24 protein-coding genes are annotated in these 21,598 nt (G+C 62.2%); 11 read left to right on the forward strand and 13 right to left on the reverse strand.

Annotation, left to right across the window (positions count from 1 at the left end):
- Positions 1-72: 72 nt before the first annotated feature.
- Positions 73-1,818: a sensor histidine kinase gene (locus ACMGFM_RS09990; protein ID WP_436902411.1), complete on the forward strand. Its 1,746-nt coding sequence runs from the start codon at positions 73-75 to the stop codon at positions 1,816-1,818.
- Here ACMGFM_RS09990 and ACMGFM_RS09995 read toward each other — a convergent pair.
- On the reverse strand, positions 1,805-2,377 hold the full coding sequence (locus ACMGFM_RS09995) for a cysteine hydrolase family protein (RefSeq protein ID WP_436902412.1): 573 nt from the start codon (positions 2,375-2,377) through the stop codon (positions 1,805-1,807). The two genes, ACMGFM_RS09990 and ACMGFM_RS09995, sit on opposite strands and share 14 nt — an antisense overlap.
- An 84-nt stretch (positions 2,378-2,461) precedes the next feature.
- Here ACMGFM_RS09995 and ACMGFM_RS10000 point away from each other — a divergent pair, with 84 nt between their 5' ends.
- Positions 2,462-3,760 (forward strand): Hvo_1808 family surface protein, encoded by a 1,299-nt coding sequence (locus ACMGFM_RS10000; protein ID WP_436902414.1) that lies wholly within the window; start codon positions 2,462-2,464, stop codon positions 3,758-3,760.
- A 39-nt stretch (positions 3,761-3,799) separates the two neighbouring features.
- Positions 3,800-4,954 (forward strand): nicotinate phosphoribosyltransferase, encoded by a 1,155-nt coding sequence (locus tag ACMGFM_RS10005; RefSeq protein ID WP_436902415.1) that lies wholly within the window; start codon positions 3,800-3,802, stop codon positions 4,952-4,954.
- Positions 4,955-5,005: 51 nt separating this feature from the next.
- Here ACMGFM_RS10005 and ACMGFM_RS10010 read toward each other — a convergent pair whose 3' ends face one another.
- On the reverse strand, positions 5,006-5,608 hold the full coding sequence (locus tag ACMGFM_RS10010; protein WP_436902417.1) for a rubrerythrin family protein: 603 nt from the start codon (positions 5,606-5,608) through the stop codon (positions 5,006-5,008).
- A gap of 106 nt (positions 5,609-5,714) precedes the next feature.
- On the opposite strand from ACMGFM_RS10010, the gene ACMGFM_RS10015 reads away from it, so the two are divergent.
- Together ACMGFM_RS10015 and engB are read left to right on the forward strand one after the other, a co-directional pair.
- Positions 5,715-5,960, forward strand: coding sequence for a glutathione S-transferase N-terminal domain-containing protein (locus ACMGFM_RS10015; RefSeq protein WP_436902418.1), 246 nt, complete (start codon positions 5,715-5,717; stop codon positions 5,958-5,960).
- Positions 5,961-6,026: 66 nt separating this feature from the next.
- Positions 6,027-6,644, forward strand: coding sequence for a GTP-binding protein EngB (engB, locus tag ACMGFM_RS10020; protein WP_436902419.1), 618 nt, complete (start codon positions 6,027-6,029; stop codon positions 6,642-6,644).
- Positions 6,645-6,717: 73 nt separating this feature from the next.
- Here engB and yciH read toward each other — a convergent pair whose 3' ends face one another.
- The 6 genes from yciH to ACMGFM_RS10050 all read right to left on the reverse strand — a co-directional run bounded on the left by yciH (position 6,718) and on the right by ACMGFM_RS10050 (position 11,967).
- The gene (gene yciH / locus ACMGFM_RS10025) at positions 6,718-7,011 is read right to left on the reverse strand and encodes a stress response translation initiation inhibitor YciH (protein WP_299275124.1); all 294 of its coding nucleotides are present in this window, start codon (positions 7,009-7,011) and stop codon (positions 6,718-6,720) included.
- Positions 7,012-7,100: 89 nt separating this feature from the next.
- Positions 7,101-7,787 (reverse strand): DUF420 domain-containing protein, encoded by a 687-nt coding sequence (locus tag ACMGFM_RS10030; RefSeq protein WP_436902420.1) that lies wholly within the window; start codon positions 7,785-7,787, stop codon positions 7,101-7,103.
- Positions 7,788-7,853: 66 nt separating this feature from the next.
- The gene (locus tag ACMGFM_RS10035) at positions 7,854-9,179 is read right to left on the reverse strand and encodes a M20/M25/M40 family metallo-hydrolase (protein ID WP_436902421.1); all 1,326 of its coding nucleotides are present in this window, start codon (positions 9,177-9,179) and stop codon (positions 7,854-7,856) included.
- Positions 9,180-9,484: 305 nt separating this feature from the next.
- Positions 9,485-10,435, reverse strand: coding sequence for a DUF5787 family protein (locus ACMGFM_RS10040; protein WP_436902422.1), 951 nt, complete (start codon positions 10,433-10,435; stop codon positions 9,485-9,487).
- 44 nt (positions 10,436-10,479) lie between these two features.
- Positions 10,480-11,163, reverse strand: coding sequence for a hypothetical protein (locus tag ACMGFM_RS10045; RefSeq protein ID WP_436902423.1), 684 nt, complete (start codon positions 11,161-11,163; stop codon positions 10,480-10,482).
- Positions 11,164-11,247: 84 nt separating this feature from the next.
- Positions 11,248-11,967, reverse strand: a complete 720-nt coding sequence (locus tag ACMGFM_RS10050; protein WP_436902425.1) for a ZIP family metal transporter — start codon at positions 11,965-11,967, stop codon at positions 11,248-11,250.
- 130 nt (positions 11,968-12,097) lie between these two features.
- Here ACMGFM_RS10050 and ACMGFM_RS10055 point away from each other — a divergent pair, with 130 nt between their 5' ends.
- A complete protein-coding gene (locus tag ACMGFM_RS10055) occupies positions 12,098-13,306 on the forward strand; it encodes an iron-containing alcohol dehydrogenase family protein (RefSeq protein WP_436902426.1) in 1,209 nt (402 codons plus the stop codon).
- Between the two features lies 1 nt (position 13,307).
- A complete protein-coding gene (locus ACMGFM_RS10060; protein WP_436902428.1) occupies positions 13,308-14,381 on the forward strand; it encodes a pyridoxal-phosphate dependent enzyme in 1,074 nt (357 codons plus the stop codon).
- Here the strand turns inward: ACMGFM_RS10060 and ACMGFM_RS10065 are convergent, their stop codons facing one another.
- The 4 genes from ACMGFM_RS10065 to ACMGFM_RS10080 all read right to left on the reverse strand — a co-directional run bounded on the left by ACMGFM_RS10065 (position 14,382) and on the right by ACMGFM_RS10080 (position 16,020).
- Positions 14,382-14,810 (reverse strand): DUF7346 family protein, encoded by a 429-nt coding sequence (locus ACMGFM_RS10065; RefSeq protein ID WP_436902429.1) that lies wholly within the window; start codon positions 14,808-14,810, stop codon positions 14,382-14,384.
- Positions 14,807-15,304 (reverse strand): DUF7322 domain-containing protein, encoded by a 498-nt coding sequence (locus ACMGFM_RS10070; RefSeq protein ID WP_436902430.1) that lies wholly within the window; start codon positions 15,302-15,304, stop codon positions 14,807-14,809. Before ACMGFM_RS10070 ends, ACMGFM_RS10065 begins: the two co-directional genes overlap by 4 nt.
- Before the next feature lie 39 nt (positions 15,305-15,343).
- A complete protein-coding gene (locus ACMGFM_RS10075; RefSeq protein ID WP_436902432.1) occupies positions 15,344-15,523 on the reverse strand; it encodes a DUF7331 family protein in 180 nt (59 codons plus the stop codon).
- A gap of 110 nt (positions 15,524-15,633) precedes the next feature.
- Positions 15,634-16,020: a hypothetical protein gene (locus ACMGFM_RS10080; protein ID WP_436902433.1), complete on the reverse strand. Its 387-nt coding sequence runs from the start codon at positions 16,018-16,020 to the stop codon at positions 15,634-15,636.
- A gap of 181 nt (positions 16,021-16,201) precedes the next feature.
- Between ACMGFM_RS10080 and ACMGFM_RS10085 the strand changes: the two genes are divergently transcribed.
- Positions 16,202-17,581, forward strand: coding sequence for a YihY/virulence factor BrkB family protein (locus tag ACMGFM_RS10085; RefSeq protein WP_436902435.1), 1,380 nt, complete (start codon positions 16,202-16,204; stop codon positions 17,579-17,581).
- Here ACMGFM_RS10085 and ACMGFM_RS10090 read toward each other — a convergent pair.
- Positions 17,578-18,171 carry a beta-class carbonic anhydrase gene (locus ACMGFM_RS10090; RefSeq protein WP_436902437.1) on the reverse strand — a complete coding sequence of 198 codons (594 nt, stop codon included), beginning with the start codon at positions 18,169-18,171 and terminating at the stop codon, positions 17,578-17,580. The genes ACMGFM_RS10085 and ACMGFM_RS10090 overlap by 4 nt on opposite strands.
- Positions 18,172-18,528: 357 nt before the next feature.
- Between ACMGFM_RS10090 and ACMGFM_RS10095 the strand changes: the two genes are divergently transcribed.
- The 3 genes from ACMGFM_RS10095 to lysW all read left to right on the forward strand — a co-directional run bounded on the left by ACMGFM_RS10095 (position 18,529) and on the right by lysW (position 21,572).
- Complete coding sequence (locus ACMGFM_RS10095) at positions 18,529-19,746, forward strand: argininosuccinate synthase (protein ID WP_436902438.1); 1,218 nt, start codon at positions 18,529-18,531, stop codon at positions 19,744-19,746.
- A 3-nt stretch (positions 19,747-19,749) separates the two neighbouring features.
- Positions 19,750-21,228 carry an argininosuccinate lyase gene (gene argH, locus ACMGFM_RS10100; protein WP_436902440.1) on the forward strand — a complete coding sequence of 493 codons (1,479 nt, stop codon included), beginning with the start codon at positions 19,750-19,752 and terminating at the stop codon, positions 21,226-21,228.
- A 161-nt stretch (positions 21,229-21,389) separates the two neighbouring features.
- The gene (lysW, locus tag ACMGFM_RS10105) at positions 21,390-21,572 is read left to right on the forward strand and encodes a lysine biosynthesis protein LysW (protein ID WP_436902442.1); all 183 of its coding nucleotides are present in this window, start codon (positions 21,390-21,392) and stop codon (positions 21,570-21,572) included.
- Positions 21,573-21,598 lie beyond the last annotated feature (26 nt).

Below are 21,598 nucleotides of genomic sequence, written 5' to 3' on the forward strand. Positions count from 1 at the left end.
CTGTCAGTGAGTATCAGATCTCATTCTGTGGCCAATACCAATTTATGTGGGTGCAAAGTAGTAGATAAGCGAATGAAGGGGGTCACAACTGCATTTCCAGTGCTCCAACTGCTGTTACTGGGGGGCCTCTGTATCTCGCTGGGATTTCTCGCCTACTGTCTGCAGTACCGCCAGAAGCGAGGCGTCACGTCGCTCATCGTGATGTTCACGGGAATCAGTCTCTGGGTCGGCTCCGAACTGCTGCAGATCCAGCTCCGGATGTTGCGGTATGCAGGCTTCGGGATGGCGTTGCGCATTCTCGGTATCGAAATCACGGTCATCGGGATGTTCTTTCTTGGACTGGAGTACACGGGTCGCGAGCGGTATATCGACTGGCGACTCGTGACGTTGCTTTCAGTCGTCCCACTCACGGAGATTGCGCTGGCGCTGTCGCCAGCGCGGTCGCTGTTGTTCGAGGCTCGTGTCAACGACGCTCTTCCGTGGGGCTACGAACTCGTCCAGACGCCGCTGTTTCTGGCCCACACCGTCTACTCGTACGTGTTTGTCATCATGAGTCTCGGGCTACTCGGCGGGATGATGCTCCGGGCCAACGCCGGCTACCGCCGACAGCTCGGAGCCGTGTTTCTCGCGATTCTCTTCCCGACAGCGGTCAACCTCGCCTTCCACTTCGATATCACACAGTTTGACCTCACGCCGGTGAGTTTCGTCGGCACTGCGGGCGTGTTGATGTTCGCAACCTTCCAGTTGCGGCTGCTCGACGCGATTCCAGTGGCCCGCCAGACGGTGCTCGAAGAGATGGAGGACATGGTGATCGTACTCGACGAGGACAACGAGGTTATCACCACCAACAGCGCCACCCGGGAGGCCTTCGGCATCGACGGCTCCGCGGCCGGCAAGCCAGCGACCGACCTGTTCGAGACGGAGCAAATCGAGGACATCCTCGCGGACGACCAGCAGCAACTCGAACTCGACATCGACGGCGAACAGCGAGCAATCAACGTCAACAGCTCGCCGATTACCGATTATCGCGACAATCTCCTCGCGCGCGTGCTCGTCTGTCGTGATATCACCGAACAACGCAAACAGGAGCGACAACTTCGGCGGCGTGAGGAGGAACTCGAACTGCTGAAGAACCTCCAGAGCCGGTTTTTGCGCCACAATTTGCGCAACGAACTGAACGTCGTCCGCGCCAACGCCGAACTGCTTGCCGATATTGACAATCCAGTTGAACGCGACAGATACGAGACTATCGTCAAAAAGACCGACCAGATTCTCGAGTGGAGCACAAAAGCGCGAACGATCGAGCAACTCGTCGAAACCGACAACCGAGTTACCCGTGACCTCACGGCCGAACTCGACACACTGCTCGAGGAACTCCGCGAGGAGTACCCCGAGGTGACCTTCGAGTTCACCGAGAGGCAGCCACGAGCAGTCCAGGCAGTGCCACAGATTGACCGGGCACTCCGGGACATCCTCGACAACGCGGCCCGGTACAACACCGCCGAGAATCCACTGGTTCGAGTCGATATCGAACCTGTCGGCGAGCAACTGAAACTGCACGTTACAGACAACGGCCCGGGCATCGAATCTCACGAAATCGAAACCCTGCGGGACCGCGAGGAGACACAACTGCAGCACGGAACTGGACTCGGACTGTGGTTGGTCTACTGGGTGATGGACAAATCCGGCGGCGAACTCTCCTTCGACGCAGACGACGGAACCACTGTGACGCTCACATTCGACCGTGCGGTTGGCGAGGAGACGACGAGCGAGGCAGCACTGACCGCCGACGGCGGTGACGAACCTACGCGAAACTGATTGCGTCGAGGTCCGTTACCTCACCGAACAGCCACTCGGCGTGGTCGAGCGCATAGTCGCGGTCAGCTTCTTCGATGAACCCAATTGCGTCTTCGACGAGCACAGGCCGGTAGTCACGCAGGCCCGCACTGCCGGCGGTGTGGAGCACGCAGACGTTTGCGAGCGTGCCGGCGAAGACGAGATTGTCGATGTTGTGTGCCGAGAGGTAGCCGTCGAGTTCAGTCTCGTGGAAGGCGTCGTAGGTGTGTTTGACCACGACGTGGTCGTCGGGGTCCGCCCCAAGGCCATCGACAAGTTCGGCCTCCCACGAGTCTTCGAGAACGTGCTCGCCCCAGCGCTCGAACTCGTCGTAGTAGTGGGCGTCGTCGAACTGCTCGGGCGGGTGAACGTCCCGCGTGTAGATGACCTCTGCACCCGCTTCCCGCGCCCTGTTTGCCAGTTCGGCACAGGGGTCGATTGCTTCCTCACTCCCCGGGGCGTAGAGGCTCCCATCGGGGTGACAGAAGCCGTTTTGCATATCGACGATAACTACTGCCGTCCGGTCGGGGTCGAAGCGCATACACGGGGATAGTCGCCCGCCGCACATAAAAACGAAAGCTGGCGAGCGCGGCACTTATTTTCGTTGCGACCTCAGTTCGAGTCAATGCGCCGCCAGTCAGCCGGACTCCTCGTCGTCGCCGCAGTTGTCGTTCTTGCAGGCTGTGGTGGTATCCTCGGCGACACCGGCCGCGAGGTTCCCGACGGCTACGGCGAGGTTGGCGGTGTCGAGTACGACGACGACATCAACGTCACCGTCGAGGATGGGCTGACAGAGGCGGAACTCGGACGACTGGTCAACCGGACGATGGCCAGAATCGAGGCCGTCCGCGAACTCAACTACAAGGAACCAGTCGACGTGGAGATAATCGACCGTGAACAGTACCGAGAGCAACGGAACGGACAGGTGAGTCCCGGTGGCGGCGCGTGGGAGAATCAAATCTGGCGAGGGCTATTTCTGGTCGGGCAGGACCGCGACGCAACAGCGCTGGTCGAAGACGCCTTCGGCACGTCAGTCACAGGCTACTACCGGGCCGGAACGAACGATATCGTCATCGTCAGCGAATCTGAGACGCCAACAGTGGGAATGGACACGCTGGTTCACGAGTTGACGCACGCCCTGCAGGACCAACAATACGGCCTGGAGTTCGGCCAGTCCACCCGCGACCAGCAGGCCGCCTACGACACCCTCATCGAGGGTGAGGCCGGCCTCGTTTCCCATCTCTACCTGAAGGAATGGTGTCAGCAGTGGGACTGCGTGCGCCCGGAGCAAGCCGTTGGCGCCGAACAGCCAGACGCCTCGGAACTTCCCGAAGCAATTTCGCTGGTCGTCGGCCAGCCCTACCGGGTGGGTCCGACCTACGTCCAGCAACTCGAGCAAGCGGGTGGCTGGGAAGCAGTCAACGAGCGCCACGAGAACCCGCCGCGGACGACCGCAGCGATTATCGACGACGACGGTGTCGCCGAGCCAACAGAGATCACGATTCCAGACCGCTCAACCCCCGAGTGGGAGCGTTTCGACCACGAGCCAACAGGAGATACCCTCGGCGCGGCGTCGATATACGCCATGCTCGCGGCCAACGGCGTCGCCGAAAACGAGGACCCGAGACGCTACGACCACCCCGCAGTCGAGGGCTGGACCGGCGACCGGATCGTCCCCTACCGCAGTAACACAGAGTACGGCTACGTCTGGGAACTCGCGTGGGAGAACACCGAGGAAGCCGAGGAATTCGCCGGCGCCTTTGAGCAGGTACTCGAACGAAACGGTGGCTTGGCCCGTGGCACCTCCTCGTATATCATCGAATCCGGCTCGTTCGAGGGTGCATACCGCGTGTCAGTCGACGGGAACCGCGTCGAAATCGTCGGCGGTCCCGACCGTGAGGCGCTTACGGAAATCCACGGCTGAGGGGCAATCTTTTCCTCGATACCCATCGAACCACTGTCCATGACTGCGTTCGATATCGTCCCGCCAGCGCGGATTGCGGCGGGCGATTGTACCGACGCCTACTTCGACCGGACTGTCGAAGCGCTGGAGCACGCCGGACAGAATCCCCACGTCGTCGCGGAGGTGACCGCCTCGCAGTTCCCACGCGGGGACTGGAATCTCTTTGCTGGCGTCAAAGACGCTGCACACCTGCTCGAAGGGAGGGCGGTCGATGTCGACGCCCTCCGGGAAGGGCAGTTGTTCGACGGCGGGCCGGTGATGCGAATCGAGGGGCCGTATCTGGAGTTCTGCCGACTGGAAACTGCGTTTCTGGGCTTTCTCTCACACCCGACAGCGATGGCGACTGCCGGACTGGAAACGAGACTGGCCGCCCCGGAGTCGCTGGTGTTGAGTTTCGGCACTCGACACGTTCACCCATCGCTTGCTGCGATGGTCGAACGCAGCGCACTGATTGCCGGACTCGACGGTGTCTCGAACGTCGCCGGTGCAGAGCAACTCGGCCGGGAGGCTGGCGGGACGATGCCACATGCGCTGATTATTGCCTTCGGCCGCAACAACCAGGAGCAGGCCTGGCGCGCCTTCGACGAGGCTGTCGGGACAGATGTGCCCCGGGTCGCGCTCTGTGACACCTACTCCGACGAAGTCGAGGAGTCACTGCGGGCTATCGAAGCCGTCGACAACCTCGACAGCGTTCGTATCGACACAACGTCTTCGCGCCGCGGGGATTTCGAGCACATCCTGAAGGAACTCCGCTGGAAACTCGACGCTCGCGGGCACGAAGATATCGACATTTTCGCAAGCGGCGGCATGAATCCTGACTCGATTCGTGAACTGGGTGGCGTGGCTGACGGGTTCGGCGTCGGGAGCTATATGACCGACGCCGACCCGATGGATTTCGCGCTGGACATCGTCGAACGCGAGGGCGAACTCGTCGCCAAGCGGGGGAAACTCGACGGCAAAAAGGCAGTCTACCGGACGCCCGACGGCAGCCACCACATCGGGCTGGCAAGTCAGGACGGCCCCGAAGACGGCGAGGCGTTGCTCGAACCACTGATTCGAGACGGCGAAATCGTTCGAGAGTTCGATATCGACGAGGCGCGCGAGCGCGCGCTGGCCGACGCGGAGCGTGTCGGGTTTGCGAGCCCGTCGGAGTAGTAAATAAAAGCGGGGGTGACCCAACCGGGAGGTAATTACGGTTTCGTCAACTCAGCAGACCGGTTTCGGGTTCATACCGAGTGATTTCAGCGTCTCGAAATACTCGTCGTAGGCGGCTTCGATGACAGCCACCGCCGCGTCCTTGGCCTCGCCGTACTCCGCGTCGGAGTCACAGTGGTCATCGATTGCTGCGAGCGCTGCGTCTCGAATCTCGTCGTAATCGTCGCCGAAGGCCCGGAACGTGCTCGCAATCATGGGCTTGGCCTGACCGGTAAAGTACCCGCCAGACTGGGTGCTCTTGCGTTCAGTGACGAGTGTCCAGCCAACGGTAGCGCCGAGCTGCGTGACTGTGCCCTCGGTCTCGGCAAGCGCGGAGACGGCCGCTGGCGGGTCGCTCCGGTCGTACTCGTCGAGTTCGTCGAGGATGTCGTCGTACTGGTCACGGACGCGTTCGGCGGCGTCGGCGAACACATCTCCGTCCCACTCCTCGAAGGTTTCGGCGGCCGCGATGGCGCCGTCTGCGGCGGCGGAGAGAATCGGCCCGGCCTCCATCTCGCCCCCGGTGTCCGCATAGAGAGACTTCGAGGAGCCAAGCCGGGAGAGTTGGGTCTGTTGCTCCTGTTCGACGGCTTCGAGTAGGTCGGCGCTGTCCATACTGAGCGTTTGCCCGCCGCCTGCTTGTAAGCATCGGCATTCGGCGGTCGTGCGCGACGGTGGCAGTACCGTCCGATTCTTGTGGCTGGCGCTCCTATCTCTGGTGATGGCAAACCTCGAACTCTACGAACTCGAAGGCTGTCCGTACTGCGCGAAAGTAACCACCAAACTCGACGAACTCGGCCTCGACTACGAGTCACACATGGTGCCGAGTTCACACAGCGAGCGAACTGAAGTCGAAAATGTCAGCGGTCAAACTGGCGTTCCAGTGCTGGTCGACAAGGACAACGGCGTCGAAGGGATGCCCGAAAGCGACGACATCGTCGAGTACCTCGAAGAAACCTACGCCTGATTCTGGCCCGCTTGCGGGCCGATTCGTTTCGGACGACCTTTGCCCACGGCCTGCCTACTGGGTGGTATGTTCGAGACACGTCCGGACCGCGACAGCGAAATTGTCCTCGCGGGCCGGTCCAACGTTGGGAAATCGACGCTGATGCGAGAGATTACCGGCCACACCTTCGACACTGGCCAGCGGCCCGGGGTGACCCGCTCGCCGAATCACTACGACTGGGCTCCGGAGGATTTCGTCCTCACCGACCTCCCCGGCTTCGGGTTCATGCAGGGTGTCCCCGACGACGTCCAAGAGGAAATCAGGACAGACATCGTCCGCTACGTCGAGGAGTACGCCGACAACATTCTCGTCGGCGTGATTGTCCTCGACGGCAAGGCAGCCGTCGACATCATCGACCGCCACACTGGCCCAGAGTCGATTCCCCACACTGTCGAACTGTATCACTTCTTCCGCGACGTTGGGGTGTCGCCCGTGCTCGCGGTCAACAAGATGGACAAAGTCGACAAGCGAGATGAGCGACTCGACGAGATTGCCGACCGATTTGGGCTGTTACCGCCGTGGCAACAGCACAGCGACACCATCGCACCGATCAGCGCCAAACGCGGAAGTATGCAGCCACTGTACGACGCGATTCGCGAACACCTGCACGACGCCCAGCGCGACGACCTCTTCAAATTCTTCTGAGCCGGGGCTGTCGACAACAGTTGGTCCGCACAACACAGTGGCGTCGATAGCCGACAGCCACGGAAAAGACTAGCTAGGCAACGTTGAATCCCTTATCTTGGAGGAAATCCTCGACCCGGCCGAGGTGGTTACCCTGGAGTTCGATCTGGTCGTCGTCGACGGTCCCCCCGCAGGCGAACTTGGATTTCAAGTCCGACGACAGACTGTCCATATCGACATCGCTCGGGTCGAAGCCTTCGATAATCGTTACCTCTTTTCCGTAACGGCGCTCGTCGATGCGGATGCTGATTTCCTGGGAGTCTTTAGCCACGTCTTCACAGACGCAAAGCTCCTCAGGCAGCCCGCACGTCGAGCAGACTTCCGACATTACACTGTAGCTGTAGGAAACGGACATATTAAATACTGTCGGGTACGGCTGTCAGCGGCCTCAGCCGCCAAATCGGCCGTTCGTGGCCGTTAGGCGGATTCCGAGCCGGCCAGCCAGTTGGCGATTCGGTGGACAACCACGCGGAGTGGTGCGGTCCCAGCCGCGAGCACCAACAGTTCGCCGCGGGGTTCGCGTGGCTGTGCGCCGTAGATGTGATTGAGCAGCAGGTAGGTGATGATTCCGAGTGCGAGACTAAGAATCCACGCCCCGCCAGCGATGCGCCCTACCAGCGCCTTCCGGGTGCCTTTCAGTTCGGCAAAGCTGTGGGTGAGTCCGAGGACAACGGCGTAGATGACGACCGGAACGGAGACAATCGACAGCAGGATGTGGACTGCAAGCATCACCAGATAGGCCCCGTAGACCAGCGAGGGCGCGCCGACAATTTCGCGCTCGAAGCCACCACCGACCTTGGTCAGGTAGACAACGAGGAAGGCCAGAATGAGGGTAAATGCGGTCAACATCGCGGCGCGGTGCTTGCGGTACTCGTTGTTCTTGACGAAGTAGACACCCGCAAGCAGGGCGGCCAGCGCCAGCGTGTTGATGAATGCAATGATGTGCGCGGAGAGCCGGACCTGCTCAGCCGACAGCTCCGGGTAGAAGTCTAGCACGCCAGCGAACGTGCCGATGACGAAGACGTAGCCAATCACCGACAGCACTGTCGTGACGGCCAGCGGGCGGGCCTTGACACCTTTCCGAATCTCGTTTACGACGGCCATATCTGAGGGTAGGTCTGCGCAATAAATTGTCTTTGGATACTTGCCGGCGATAGCTCCCAAACTTCCCTACGGGCCGTAGCTGGTAATCGCCTCGTACACCCGGTCGGCCCCCCACGCGACCGTCTCGGCGGGGATGCGCTCGTCGCCGCTGTGGACCAAATCGAGGAAGGGCAAGTCCCCGAGTTGCATCGGCGTGAAGCCGTAGCTCTGTACGTCAACCTCCGCGAGGTGGCGGCCGTCGGTCGCACCAGCCATCAACAGCGGGATGGCGACACCGTCAGTCTCGGCCTCCAGTATCTCCGCCAGTTCGTCGAAATACCCAAGATCCGCTGCCGGTGGGCCGGGGTCGAAGCGGATAATCTCGTACTCCGGCTCCATCCCGGTCAACTCAGTCAACTCGGCCATAACGTCTTCAGGTTGCTCGCCGGGGACGAGCCGACAGTCCAGTGCGACTGTCACCGCCTCGGGCACGACATTTTGCTTGTCGCCGCCGTGGACCTTCGTGACGTTCGCGGTGTTGTGCAGGATTGCGTCGAACATCCGTCCTTCCTCGCCCATCTCGTCGAGGATATCGTCCGTTCGCTCGGGGTCGAGCAAGCCCCGGAACTGCTCGGCGCGCTCGCCGTCGAGTTCGTCGGCGACAGATTCGACCATCTGCTCGGCGCTCGGTGTGATATTCACCGGTAAGCGATTTCCATCGACAGCCTCAACGTAGCGAGCCATCTTCCCCATCGCCGTGTCCGGCGTCGGGAAGGAGGCGTGGCCACTATTTCCTTTGAAGGTAGCTTCGAGCCAGCAGACCTGTTTCTCGTTGGTCTGAATCGGGTAGGTGTCGACACCAGCAACGTCGAACTCGAAGCCGCCGAACTCGCCGATGGCGTACTCAACGTCCTCGAACAACTCGGGATGCTCGTCGACGAGCCAGCCCAGTCCGTCGTCGCCGCCGGCCTCCTCGTCAGAGACGACCAGCAGGAGAATATCACCCGCCGGGGTCACGTCCGCCGCGGCGAGTCGGCAGAAGGCGGCGAGGTACATCGCCACCCCGCCTTTCATGTCAAGGGTCCCACGGCCCCAGATGTGCCCGTCCTCGTGGACGGCCTCGAAGGGGTCGTGGGTCCACTCCTGATTCGTCGTTGGGACCACGTCGACGTGACCGTAGACCATCAGCGGCGCGGCGTCGCCGCCGGGGATTCGGGCCAGCAGATTCGGCCGGTCAGCGTCGCGGGCATAGCTTTCGGTCTCGACGCCGTAGGCTGAGAGCAGGTCGTCGATCCACTCGATACACTCGCGTTCGTCGCCGGGCGGGTTGACCGTCTCGAAGCGAACGAGGTCCTGCAAGAGGTCTGCGGGCTGTTCGTGGCGGTCGGTGGTGACCGCCGGCTGTGGAGTCATACGATTTGGTTGGCCGGCGAGCACATAATTCTGGGGTGGCGTGTCAGAGACCGGGGTACGCAGTCAATTGTCGACGATGTCGTGCCATTGTTCCTGAGAAATTTGCGCTGTCGCACTGATCAACGGGTGGCATGGCTGTCCGCGCGAGCGTAGTGAGGGCGGTTCACTGAACGCGAGCAGTGCGAGGTTGACCGAAGGGAAACCTCGAAGCGAGCGTTCAGCCATTTTCACCCATGTTTTTCGAGGAGCCTTCCCGCAGCGGCTCTGGGCCGCGAGGAAAGGCGACGCTGAAAAAGATGGTGTCACTAGAACTGGTCGAGTCCGCTCTGGCGGCGCTGTCGCCCCGCAGGGTCGGGCTCCCACGAGGTACGCTCGGCGCGGATCGAACCAAGAGCGATGTCCGGCGAGTCGGCAGCTTCGAAGCCGTCGCAGTCCTCGCCGCAGTCTCGGGCCGGGTCGACGATTCGGTCGTGGTACGAACAGTACGGCAGGCCCGCGTCGTCGGGGTCGACGTTGGCGCAGGCTGGCAGGTCGTAACTCCGCCAGCCCTTGCCGTAGGCGCGTTCGGCGACACGGCGGCGCTGGCGGCGAATCTCCGCAGGTTCGACAACTGCAATATCAGTCTGGGCACTGCGGCGGTCCAGTAATTCGACTCCCGACTCTTCGACGGGGAGTTGCTCGGGTTCGCGAAGCACCTCGCGCTCGCCGGTTTCGGGGTCGAACCGCCAGATTCCGACCGCGTCGGGGATGCGATTTCGATGTGCGCCGGTGACGTACGATTCCGTCGCCAGAATGACTTCGTCCAGCAGAGCGAGTTTCGTGTCCGTGAGAAGCTGGGTTTCCAGTGCGCCGGGAGTCCCGAGGTCAGGCTTGTTCTCGATGCCAGTCAGGCGGTCGTACCAGTCCGGATAGCGAGTTGTCTGGCGGACGTACTCACGGCCCTGTCGGCGCTCGGACTCGAAAAAACCACATTCGAGCGCCGCTTCGCGAACGTCGTCGGCCCGGTCCGGGTGGCCATCGAACACCGCGGGCCAGTACTGAGCGGTGCCCGGTCCAACGTCACTCTCGATGGCTGCGGGTGGAATCGTCTGTTCGGTAATCGCCTGCCGGTCCGCAAATTCGGGGCCGGGTTCGACACAGACAATATCCATCACCCGGCTGCCGTGGGGCGCGGCTCCGAGCTGGCGGCTCAGCACGCCCGAGCGGTCACGCTCGAGCTGTGCACACAGCGCCACCTCGAATCCGAACTCGTTCACGCGACTCGCTACGGTCCGCGAGCGCAAAACCGCTGTGTTCAGGGTCAGTTCTCGGTGGTCACGGTGACAGCGATATTCTGGCCCTCACCGCGGATTGCGGCGGCTTCGTCGGTCACGCTGTTGAGTTCGAACCCACCGGGCGCAACCGATTCGCCGTCGACGGTAATCTCGACTGTCGTCCCGGGGTCGTCGTCGTTGTAGGTCGTTCCGTCGTAGGTGAGTTCGGTGCCGGCGTCGTTAACCGCGACGCCAAACGTATCGAGCGCGTACCGCAGCGTCACATCCTGTGCGTGTTTGTGCCAGAGGTAGCTGTCTCCACTCACTCGTTTCGTCCCCTCGGTGTGGAAGGCGTCGTCGGCGAGTCTGAACTCGTCGGCGAGGAGGTCCAGTGATTCACCCTCGATGGTGATCGTTATCTGTCCGTGTTCGTGGGCGGAACCGATCTGGCTTGGCTGTTCGATACCGTCTTGGCTGGGCGGGTCGCTGACATCGCCGCCAGTGACGACGAGATAGCCAGTGAGCGCGACTGCGAGCAGCATAATGACACTCAATCCAGCGAGTCCGACCTTGGCGTTGGAGCTCATGCCGTCGGCCGACCCACCCGAGAGCGTGTCATCGACGCGGCGCTGGTCGATGCGAGACATCTCACCCTCGTGCTCGTCGGCCAGATGGCGGAGGTAGGCGTCCTCGTCAGGGAATGAATCCGCACAGTAATCACACTCAGGCATTGGTCAGTGGTTACCTGTCGGCGTAATAATACCTGTCGCACGAGCGTTGCGTTCCGGGCAGTTCGTGACTGGACAGGTCGCCAGTCAGAGAAGATCGAGCAGGAATATCGAGAGAAAGCCGACGAAAAACAGCGTCGTCGAGACTGGGGTCTCGGGCACCTGTTGTGCCTTGACCAATAGCTCCTCAGTCACGAGGTACAGCAGTGCCGCCGCGCCAAACGCCAACACGACAGCGATGAGCGCACTGCTGGCCCCGCCGAACCCGAGAACGCCAACAGTGACACCAGTCGTTAACAGCAGTCCGAACGCTGCTGGCACGACGAGTTTGCGAAGCGCCCCCATCTCCGTGGGCAGCGCAACGACGCCAGCCACGCCTAGAAACAGCACTTCGATGGCCAGGGCAATCGCGATGATCACGCCGGTGTCCGGTTCGGCGAGGAAGGCCACACCAATCAGGATGCCGTCGATCACCATGTCGATCCCGACGGTGATGAGCAGTCCCGCCGCGCCCGCGTACTGGCCGCCAACGCCGCGTTTTTCGATGCGTTTGCTGAGTTCGTGGACGCCGAGCATTGTCGCGACGCCGATAGCAAACCCAATCACGACAACTGCCGGCGTCTCCTCGTGGAGGTCTGGTAATAACTCGGCTGCGACCGCCGCGGTGACGACACCAGCCGCGAAATGCTGGATGTTGCTCTCCATCTGTGGCCCCGGCGCTCTGTAGACCGCCACGACGCCGCCGATCATCGCTGTCACGACGGCAAGCATCGTGTACGGCAGCGCTTGCACGAGTACGGTAGTCATCTGCCCCGATATTTGGGCGAGCGACCAATGAAACCCCGTGTCGGACACGGCGGTTGTAGCCAGACGTCAAGCCATGTCGGAGGACGAAGAAGGGAGCCAGTATTATCTTCCGTCCACTCCAGACGACAGTATGGACGAACGGAGCTATCGCTTCGAGTACGACCCCGGAACGATCAGGCAAGGCCGCAACTGCGTCGGGTCGCTGAGCGGTGACCTCGCTCGACTCGACTGTGAGCGCGCGATGGTCGTCTGCGGCCAGACTGTCGGTTCGACAGCGGCGGTCATGGACCCGATTGCTGATGGACTGGGCGACCGGTTGGCCGGCGTCTTCGACGAGACGACACCTGACAAACGACTGGAGACAGTGTTCGCGGGGGCACGCCGCGCCGACGAACTCGACGCCGACGCAATCGTCGCTGTTGGCGGCGGGAGCAGCCTCGACGTTGCGAAAGGAATCAGCGCCGTCGCGTCGGGCGACACCGACGAGCAAACCATCGCCGAGCAGTTCGAGGCCGGCGGGCTGGTGCCGGTCCCAGATGGCGAGTTGCTCCCAATCGTCGCCATCCCGACTACGCTTGCGGGCGCAGACCTCTCGATTCTCGGCGGCATCACCGCCAGTCCTGCGAACGGACTGGTCGAAGAGCCAGTCGGCGGCGGGATTATGGACCCGCAACTGATGCCCGAACTGCTCTGTTACGACCACGCGCTGCTGGAAACGACACCGCGAGAGATTTTGCAAGCCTCGGCGATGAACGGCTTCGACAAGGGAATCGAGTCGCTGTACGCCGCCAACGGGACGCCGGTAACCGACGCCGCCGCCGTGCGCGGCCTCTCGCTGCTGTGGGACGCCCTGCCGACCCTCTCTGACGAGCGAGAGTCGTGGGACAGTTCGGATATTCTCGAAGGCATCATTCTCGTGCAGTACGGTATCTCCCAGCCCAGCGGAACGACGCTGTCGCTGATTCACGCCTTCGGCCACGGGCTGACCGCCCACAGCGACATCCAGCAGGGCGCGGCCCACGCAATCGTCGCGCCGAAAGCGCTCGAATACCTCTTCGAACACGCCGACGGCCGCCGTGAGTTGCTCGCCGACGCGTTCGACATCGACACTGACGAGCACAGCCACGACGAACTCGGGGACGCAATCGTTTCGGAAGTCGAGGGCGTCCGGAACGCACTGGAGTTGCCCACACAACTCCGCGGTGTCGAGGACATCCAGCGCGAGGATTTGGAGGCCATCGCGGAGACGACGATGCACGATTCGCTGATGGGCAACTGTCCGCCTGACCTCGACGCGAGCGAAGAAGCGTTGGTCGGCGTGCTCGAATCTGCGTGGTAAGATGACCGAGTACGTCTGCTCAGACTGCGGGCAGCGCCACGAGCCGGGTGTTGCCCGCTGGCGCTGTGACTGTGGCGCGCCGCTGGAATTTGCCGACACGCCGACGGGAGAACTCTCAGAAATCGACCGAGACCGCGGAATTTGGGCATTCGAGGACTGGCTCGCGGTCGACCAGCACGTTACGCTCGGCGAGGGATGGACGCCGCTGGTCGACGCGCCCGAACGAGACGTCGACTACAAGCTAGACTGGCTGTTTCCGACCGGGAGTTTCAAAGACCGCGGCGCAGCAGCGACGATTTCACACGCGCTCGAAATCGGCGTTGACCGAGTCGTCGAAGATTCCTCCGGAAATGCGGGCGCGGCAATTGCCACCTACGCAGCCCGCGCTGGCTTGGAAGCTGAAATCTTCGTCCCGGCCGACGCCAAGCCCGGGAAACTCCGGGCAATCGAGCGGACAGGTGCGACTGTTCGGACAGTCGACGGCGACCGAGCAGCCGTGACCGAAGCCTGTCTCGACGCCGTCGAAGATGGCGACGCGTGGTACGCCAGCCACGCGTGGAATCCGGCCTTCTTCGAGGGAACGTCGACTGTTGCGTACGAACTCGCCGTCCAGCGTGACTGGTCCGCGCCCGACGCCGTCGTCACACCACTGGGCCACGGGACGCTCTTTCTCGGCGCGTATCGAGGATTCAAGCGACTGGCTGCGACGGGCCACATCGACGAGATGCCACGGCTGTACGGAGTCCAGGCCGCCGGTGCAGCGCCGGTGGTGGCACAGCGCCACGGTGAGGCCGCAGCAGCGGGCGAGAACAACCTCGCCGACGGCATCCAGATTACTGCGCCGGCACAGTCGACGGCGATTCATGAGGCAATCGAGCAGAGTGGCGGGGATGCACTGGCAGTCGACGCCGACACGACGCAGGCGGAGTACGACCGATTGCACCGAAACGGCTTCTACACCGAGCCGACGTGTGCAGTCGCGCCAGCCGCGATGGACGAACTCCGCGCTCGGGGCGCAATCGCTCCCGACGAAGATGTCGTCGTCGCGCTGACGGGCAGTGGGCTGAAAACCTGATTACTCGCGAAGATGTTCGAGTGCGCTCGTCGCCTCGTCGGTGGTCTCGTACCCCCGCTCGCCGGTGACGGTCGTTTCGGCGATGAGTCCGGCAGCCTGCAGTTCGGCGAGCAGGCCGTGCAGGTCGCTCTCGCAGAAGTCGTACGCCGAGAGGAGTTCACGGACAGCCATCGGCCCCTCGGTGTCGAGTTCGACAAGCAGCGCAAGCGAGCGGTCGTCATGGACGGCCGTGACGAGTGTCTGGAGGTCCTCGGGCACGCCGGTGAGAATCGTCCCGACAGTCGAGGCACCCTCGACAGGTTCGAGGCGGTCGTTGGGGAGGTGCGTGCGCTCGCCGGTATCGGCGTTGCGGACGAGGCTGGATTCACCGGAGCGTTTCAACAGGAGATAGCGCTGGCCGGTGTCGTCCGCAACTGGCTGACGGTTCACGGCTCACCACCAGCAGGTTGGTCGGGGTTCGACCGTCCGGGGTCAGTGGCCTCGCTCGGCTGGTCGCCGTCAGCGTCGCTGTCGGGCTGAACGGGGTCAAAGTCCTCGTCGTCGATGCGGGCCTTGCTCTGGCGGTACTGGTAGGCGCCGTAGGAGATGAGGACAGCACCGGCAGCGAGCAGTTGCCAGCCAAGCGACGGACTATCGCCGAGCGTGACGAAAAGCACGCCGAGCGTAAGCGTCAACAGCGTGAGTTTAACGACGACGACGAGTTTCCAGAAGAGCGTGCGCAACTCCGGGTCGACGTCGCTGTAATCAACGTCAGTTGGACTGTCTGGTGTCGGGGCTTCGGGAACCGACGGCGACGTGTCGAGCGTCCCCTCCTCGTAAGACGCGGCCGGGTCGGAATTATCGAACTGGTCCGCACCGTACTCCGTCTCGGACTCCGCAGGCTCGAAAACGTCGTCCGGGTCGCCGTCGAACGGGTCGCTCACGGCTCTCGGTAGTAACTCAACAGCAAAATCCGTTCGGATTTACTGCATCTCCGAGAGTTCGACCGCACCGTCAGATTGCAGCCACGCCAGCGGTTGTTCTGTGTCGTAGAGGACAATTCCCTCAGCCGTTTCGTAGGCCCCGGTTGCTTCGAGCGCGTCGCCCGCGGCCGTGCTCTCGCTCGCCGATACCCCCACCGTCGCGTCGGGTCGCTCGCTCATACATTGTACTGGCATGGGACAGCATGACATATACTTTCCGCCCGTGGCAAGAATCAACAGTCGTCGCGGCGCTGCCCTGAGTTTTTGCGTGAATTCGCTCGGAGAACGGGTCAGAGACGAACCACGCTGAGAATTGTCTCGACAATCAGCAGGTACAGCGGTCGGAGAAAGTAGTTGACCATCCCCACGAGTCCGGCAAAGCCACCGGCAGCCTGCAGTTCCGGCGGCGGCGCGCCGAGGACAGCGAGGGTGACCACACCGCTGAGAGCGGCAGCCAGCCAGCTATCACGGGCGTACCAGCCGGTGTCGTAGCCAGCAACCACGGGCAGTTTGCGGAGAGAGTCACGGCCAGCCCAGAAGGCAACGGCGAGGGCTGCAAAGACGACCACGAGCGGGAGCGTTGCGCCGACGCCGGCGACTGTGGGGCCGATGAGGAGGAAACTCGCGACGAGCAAGACGTAGGTGCCGCGACTGGAGCGGAGGCGCCACTGGTCCATACGAGAGCGTTGTGGGCCGGCCTCTAAAGTAGTTGCGAGGGCGAGTTCCCCGCCCTTCCGAAAACCGCAGATTTTCGGCTTTCGCAAATCTCCGAGTTGCGTCAACACCGCGCCCGAGGCTGTTTACTCGCTGTCGGAGCTAGTGACAGGCTATATACTGCTCTCGCCCACAGGAGAGACTGTGAATCATAAACGTGCAACTGCGGATATCCGCTCGCTAGTTGCTGTCGTACAGACGCGACAACTTCCGTTTCTCGCTGCGGCGATTGCGTACTACGCCTTTCTCTCGATTATCCCGCTGCTGATTGTCGCAATTACCCTCGCGGCGGCGCTGGCCGGTGAGGCTGTCGCAACAGAGGTTCTCGCAACGTTCAACAGTTTTCTCACGCCGTCGACGGCCGCGCTCATCGAGGAAACACTCGTCAGTGGCTCCGGCGCGGGCGGGGTGACCGCCGTTGGACTCGCGGTGCTTCTCTGGAGTGCGTTGCGGGTCTTCCGAGGACTGGATATCGCGTTCTCACGGATCTACGGCGCAAATATGCCGAAACCGATTCTCTCTCAGGTGCGAGACGCCTTGCTGGTCCTGTTCGGGATTGTGCTCGCCGTCGCCGGGACGGTTGCACTGAGCGCGATTTTGTCCGTCGTCAACGTTCCATTTGCTGGATTGACCGGCACAATTGGGCTGGTCATCGTCCTGACGAGCGTTTTCTTCCCGATGTACTACATCTTCCCGAATCGTGATATTCCGGCCCGAGAGGCGATACCAGGAGCGGTAGTTGCCGGGCTTGGCTGGACCGTTCTGGGGGCTGGATTTGGGTTGTACGCGGCCAACGCAAGTTCCCTAGAGCTGTACGGCGTCCTCGGCGGCGTGCTGTTGCTGTTGGTCTGGTTCTATTTTGGCGGGTTGATCATTCTGCTCGGGGCGGCAGTCAACGTTGTCCGCTCAGAGCGCAAGACAGACCGGCAACTACAACAGGAGGGGCTACGAGAGCATACCCAACGGAGTATGACTGAGGCTGACGGGCCGTCCGACGACGACGCTCACGCGGACACTGAGACTGACGAGACAGGGACCGACGAACCGGCGACAGCACCGCCAGAGCCGGCGAATAACGGCGACAATGGCGACGACGGTTCGGGCAACGGTGACAACGGCGACGGCGAAGACGGACCGACCGGCCGTCACGACCCAGATGTGAGCGCACGCGTAACCCAGTCGGACCTCGACGAACTTCGGCGGGAAATCGACGAAATGGAGGACCGACTGGACAACAAGACGGTCCACCGCGACGAACTCGAAGCCGACCTGAAACAGTACATTCGCAAACGGTCACGGCGCGGGAAAGCGACTGGCTGGGGACCGTATCTCGTTTTGCTATATGGTACTCTGATGACGCTTGGAGCCTTCTATTTCCTCAGCAGTGGCTTTGCGGTGCTTGCAATGCTCGTCATCTGGCTGTCGACGCTTGGCCTGTACGCGCTGATGGTGATTATCGGCGTAACGGTCAAAGGCGTGCAGTTGCCCGGAAAACTGCTCGATGTCGTCCGCAACCTGCGCTAGTGCTGTCGTTCGCTGATTTCTTCGGCGACGCGTTCGCCCGGCCGGCGGAGTTCGCCGGATTCGACTTCGTAGATGTAGCCCGTGACTGTCACCGAGTCCGGAATCAGTTCTGACTCGCGGAGGGACTCGACCTGTGCAGCGCAGGCCTCGTCGATGTCGTCGGTCATCTTGACCCACTCCATCACGTCGGCGTCGCCGATGTTCAGTTCGGGCAGCGACGGGTCGAGGTCTACGTCGTCCAGGTCGCCAGCCTGTGCTTCCATTCCTTCACGAACCGCCTCGTCGGGCGCACTCATCATCCCACAGTCGGTGTGGTTGATGACGATTATTTCTTCGGTGTCGAAGAAGTTCGTCGTCAGCGCAGCCGACCGAATCACGTCGTCTGTCACCTTCCCGCCGGCGTTGCGGAAAATCTGTGCGTCGCCGAGTTCGAGGTCCAGCGCGTCTTCGACCGGGATACGCTCGTCCATACACGCGACGACGAGCAGATTCTCGCCCGTTGGAATCCCCTCTCGCCGACGGCGGGCCCACATGTTGCGGTTCTCGACCGATTCATCCACTTGTTCGTGAACGTGCTCTGTGTCAGACATCGTCTATTAATGGGTTTCATCCGGCGTGACGATTTCGCTACCCGTGGTCGTTACCGCGACCTGTGACAACAGGCAGTCTTGTCGCTGGTGCCGTGGTATGTCAACAGCTCTCGAAGACGGGCAGTCTCGGAAGATATTAGTACGTTCCTCCAAGAGACACAGCTACATGACGCGGACCCACATGCCAACGCAAGCGTCCGAGGCCAGTCGTGGGTCCGTACAGCCACTCATTCTTCGGCGACGGCGGCCGGGCCGTTAGGCCCGCATCATCACTCACCACTGTCGACCTGAACTGTTTCCAACTGACCGCCCACCGTCGGGTTCTGGGGCGGCTATCTCTCACCCGACAGACACACAATGTCAAACCAAGGAACCGAACGCGTCGCGCTCGCCTTCTCGGGAGGGCTCGACACCACAGTCTGTGTACCGCTACTCGAAGAAGAATACGGCTACGACGAAGTCGTCGGCGTCACCGTCGATGTCGGCCAACCGCAAAAAGAGTTTGAGGAGGCCGAAGAGACTGCCGAAGCGCTCAATCTCGAACACTACGTCGTCGACGCCAAAGAAGAGTTCGCCGACCTCTGTATGCGCTCGGTCAAGGCCAACGCAACCTACCAGGGCTACCCGCTCGGAACTGCGCTGGCCCGCCCGGTTATCGCCGAAGCGATTCTCGAAGTCGCCCTCGAAAACGACTGTACCGCGCTGGCCCACGGTTGTACCGGCAAAGGCAACGACCAGCTTCGGTTCGAGGCTGTCTGGCGTGACTCTGACCTCGACGTGATTGCGCCGGTGCGCGAACTCGGCCTGACCCGCGAGTGGGAAAACGAGTACGCCGAGGAGCGCGGCCTGCCCGTCGAGGGTGGCTCTGAAGGTCGCTACAGCATCGACACGAACCTCTGGAGTCGCTCCGTCGAAGGCTCGGAGCTCGAAGACCCGGCGACGATTCCCGACGACGACATCTACGACTGGACGCAGAATCCCAGCGGGAAGGACGCGGAACTGGTCGAACTCGAATTCGAGGACGGCAAGCCGGTCGCGCTAGACGGCGAGGCCGTCGAACCAGTCGAACTCATCGAGACGCTCAACGAGCAGGCCGGTGCCCACGGCGTTGGTCGCACCGACATGATGGAAGACCGCATGCTCGGACTCAAGGTGCGGGAGAACTACGAGCACCCCGCGGCAACGGTGCTGCTCACTGCCCACGAAGCTCTCGAACAGCTCGTCCTCACGCAGGAAGAGCGCCAGTTCAAACAACAGATCGACCAGCAGTGGTCCCAGAAAGGCTACCAGGGGCTTGTCGACGCACCGCTCGTTGGTGCACTCGAAGGATTCATCGACACCACACAGGAGCGCGTCACCGGAACGGTGACTGTGAAACTCGAAGGTGGGCACTGCCGACCGGTCGCCCGCGAGAGCGAGTACGCAGTCTACAGCGAAAGTGCCGCCTCGTTCAACGAGGAGGACGTGACCGGCGGTATCACGCAGGAAGACGCCACCGGAGTCGCCAAATACCACGGCTTCCAGTCCCGTCTCGCAAACCGCGCGATGGAGCGCGCCCGACAGAACGACAACTGACCAATGACAGACCCCGAGGCCAACAGCGAGGACAGCGCGGACGGCGAGAGTGTCGTCCGCCGCGAACGCTTCAGCGGCGGCCCAGCCAGAGCGTTTCTCTCCTCGCTGTCGGCAGACGAGCGCATCTTCGCGGCTGACCTGGCCGTCGACCGGGCACACGTCGTGATGCTCACAGAGCAGGAGATTATTGGCGAGGACACCGCCGGTGAGATTCTGGCTGCCCTCGACGATGTCGAAACGGACGGCCACGATGCCCTGCCCGACGGAGAGGATGTCCACGAGGCTATCGAGACGGCAGTCATCAACCGCGTCGGTCCGGACGGCGGTCGGATGCACACCGCCCGCTCCCGGAACGACGAAGTTGCGACCTGTATCCGCTACCGACTGCGCGGGGGCGTCCTCGACCTCCTCGAAACCGTCGTCGGGGCCCGCAAACAGTTGCTCGACGTGGCTGCAGAGCACGCTGAGACGGTGATGCCCGGCTACACGCATCTCCAGCCAGCCCAGCCCACCACAGTCGGCCACTGGCTGTGTTCCTACGAGAGCGCACTCGCGCGAGATACCGCCCGACTGTTCGATGCCTACGAGCGAATTAATCAGTCACCGCTGGGTGGAGCGGCCTTCGCAGGGACACCGTTCGACGTCGACCGCGAGCGCACCGCAGAGTTGCTCGGCTTCGATGGGCTTGTCGAGAACGCGATGGACGGCGCGTCAGCCCGTGACTTCCTCGTTGAAACAACCGCGGCGACGACAGCGCTGGCAACGACGCTGTCGGGGCTGGCGGAAGATATGGTCACCTTCGCGAACCGCGGTCACGTCAAGGTGGCCGACGAGTATTCCTCGACATCGAGCATCATGCCCCAGAAGAAAAATCCCGACACGCTGGAGTTAGTGCGGGGTCGGACCGGCGATACGACGGCCGGACTGAACGGCCTGTTGACGACACTGAAAGGACTGCCGCGTGCGTACAACCGCGACCTGCAGCGCGCTGGGAGCCACGCCTACGAGGCAATCGATTCGGTGACCGCCTCGACAGAAGTCGCCGTCGGGGCTGTCGTCACCGCCGACTGGCCGGCCGAGAAACTGGAAGCGGCGGCAAGCGAAGGGTTTGCGACGGCGACGGGCGTTGCCGACCGACTGGCACAGTCAGGGATTCCGTTCCGCACCGCCCACGAAATCGTCGCACGGGCCGGCGAACACGAAGACCCTGGCATCGACGAGATTGCGGCGGCCGTCGAAGCCGAACTCGGCGAACCGCTGGACGCGGTCGCCGACAGGGCAGCTATCGAGGCGGCGCTGGACCCTGTGGAGAGCGTCCGGATGCGTGACTCCCGGGGTGGTCCTGCGCCGTCAGCGGTGGGCGAACATCTCGACCGTGCCCGCGACAGTGTGAGCGAAGACCAGACAACACTGGACGAGCGCCGAGCGTCGCTCGCGGCGGCGGCAACCAGACTCGATTCGGAGGTGTCACAGTATGTCTGAGCCACCACGGCCCCGCCGGGCCAATATACCTAATATCTGATATCGATTCGCAGTATTTCGGTTAATCACCCTTTTGAAGGCCTTAGTGCTTACTCTGTACGTAAATACAATATGATATATTCGACGGGTTTAAGTAATCTCGTTCGTTATACGCGAGTACGATGACAGACGAGACAGTCACGGCAGAAGACCCGATCACAGGAGAGGAGATCGATGTCCCGGCAGACGTCGAAATCGGCGAAATTATCGACAGCCCGGTCACGGGTGCAGAACTCGAAGTAATCGCAGTTGATCCGGTCCAGCTCGAAGAGGCACCGGAACTGGAAGAAGACTGGGGTGAGTGACGTGACACGCGTTGGCGGTCACACCG

The organism is Halovenus halobia (assembly GCF_051414135.1).
Lineage (GTDB): Archaea > Halobacteriota > Halobacteria > Halobacteriales > Haloarculaceae > Halovenus > Halovenus halobia.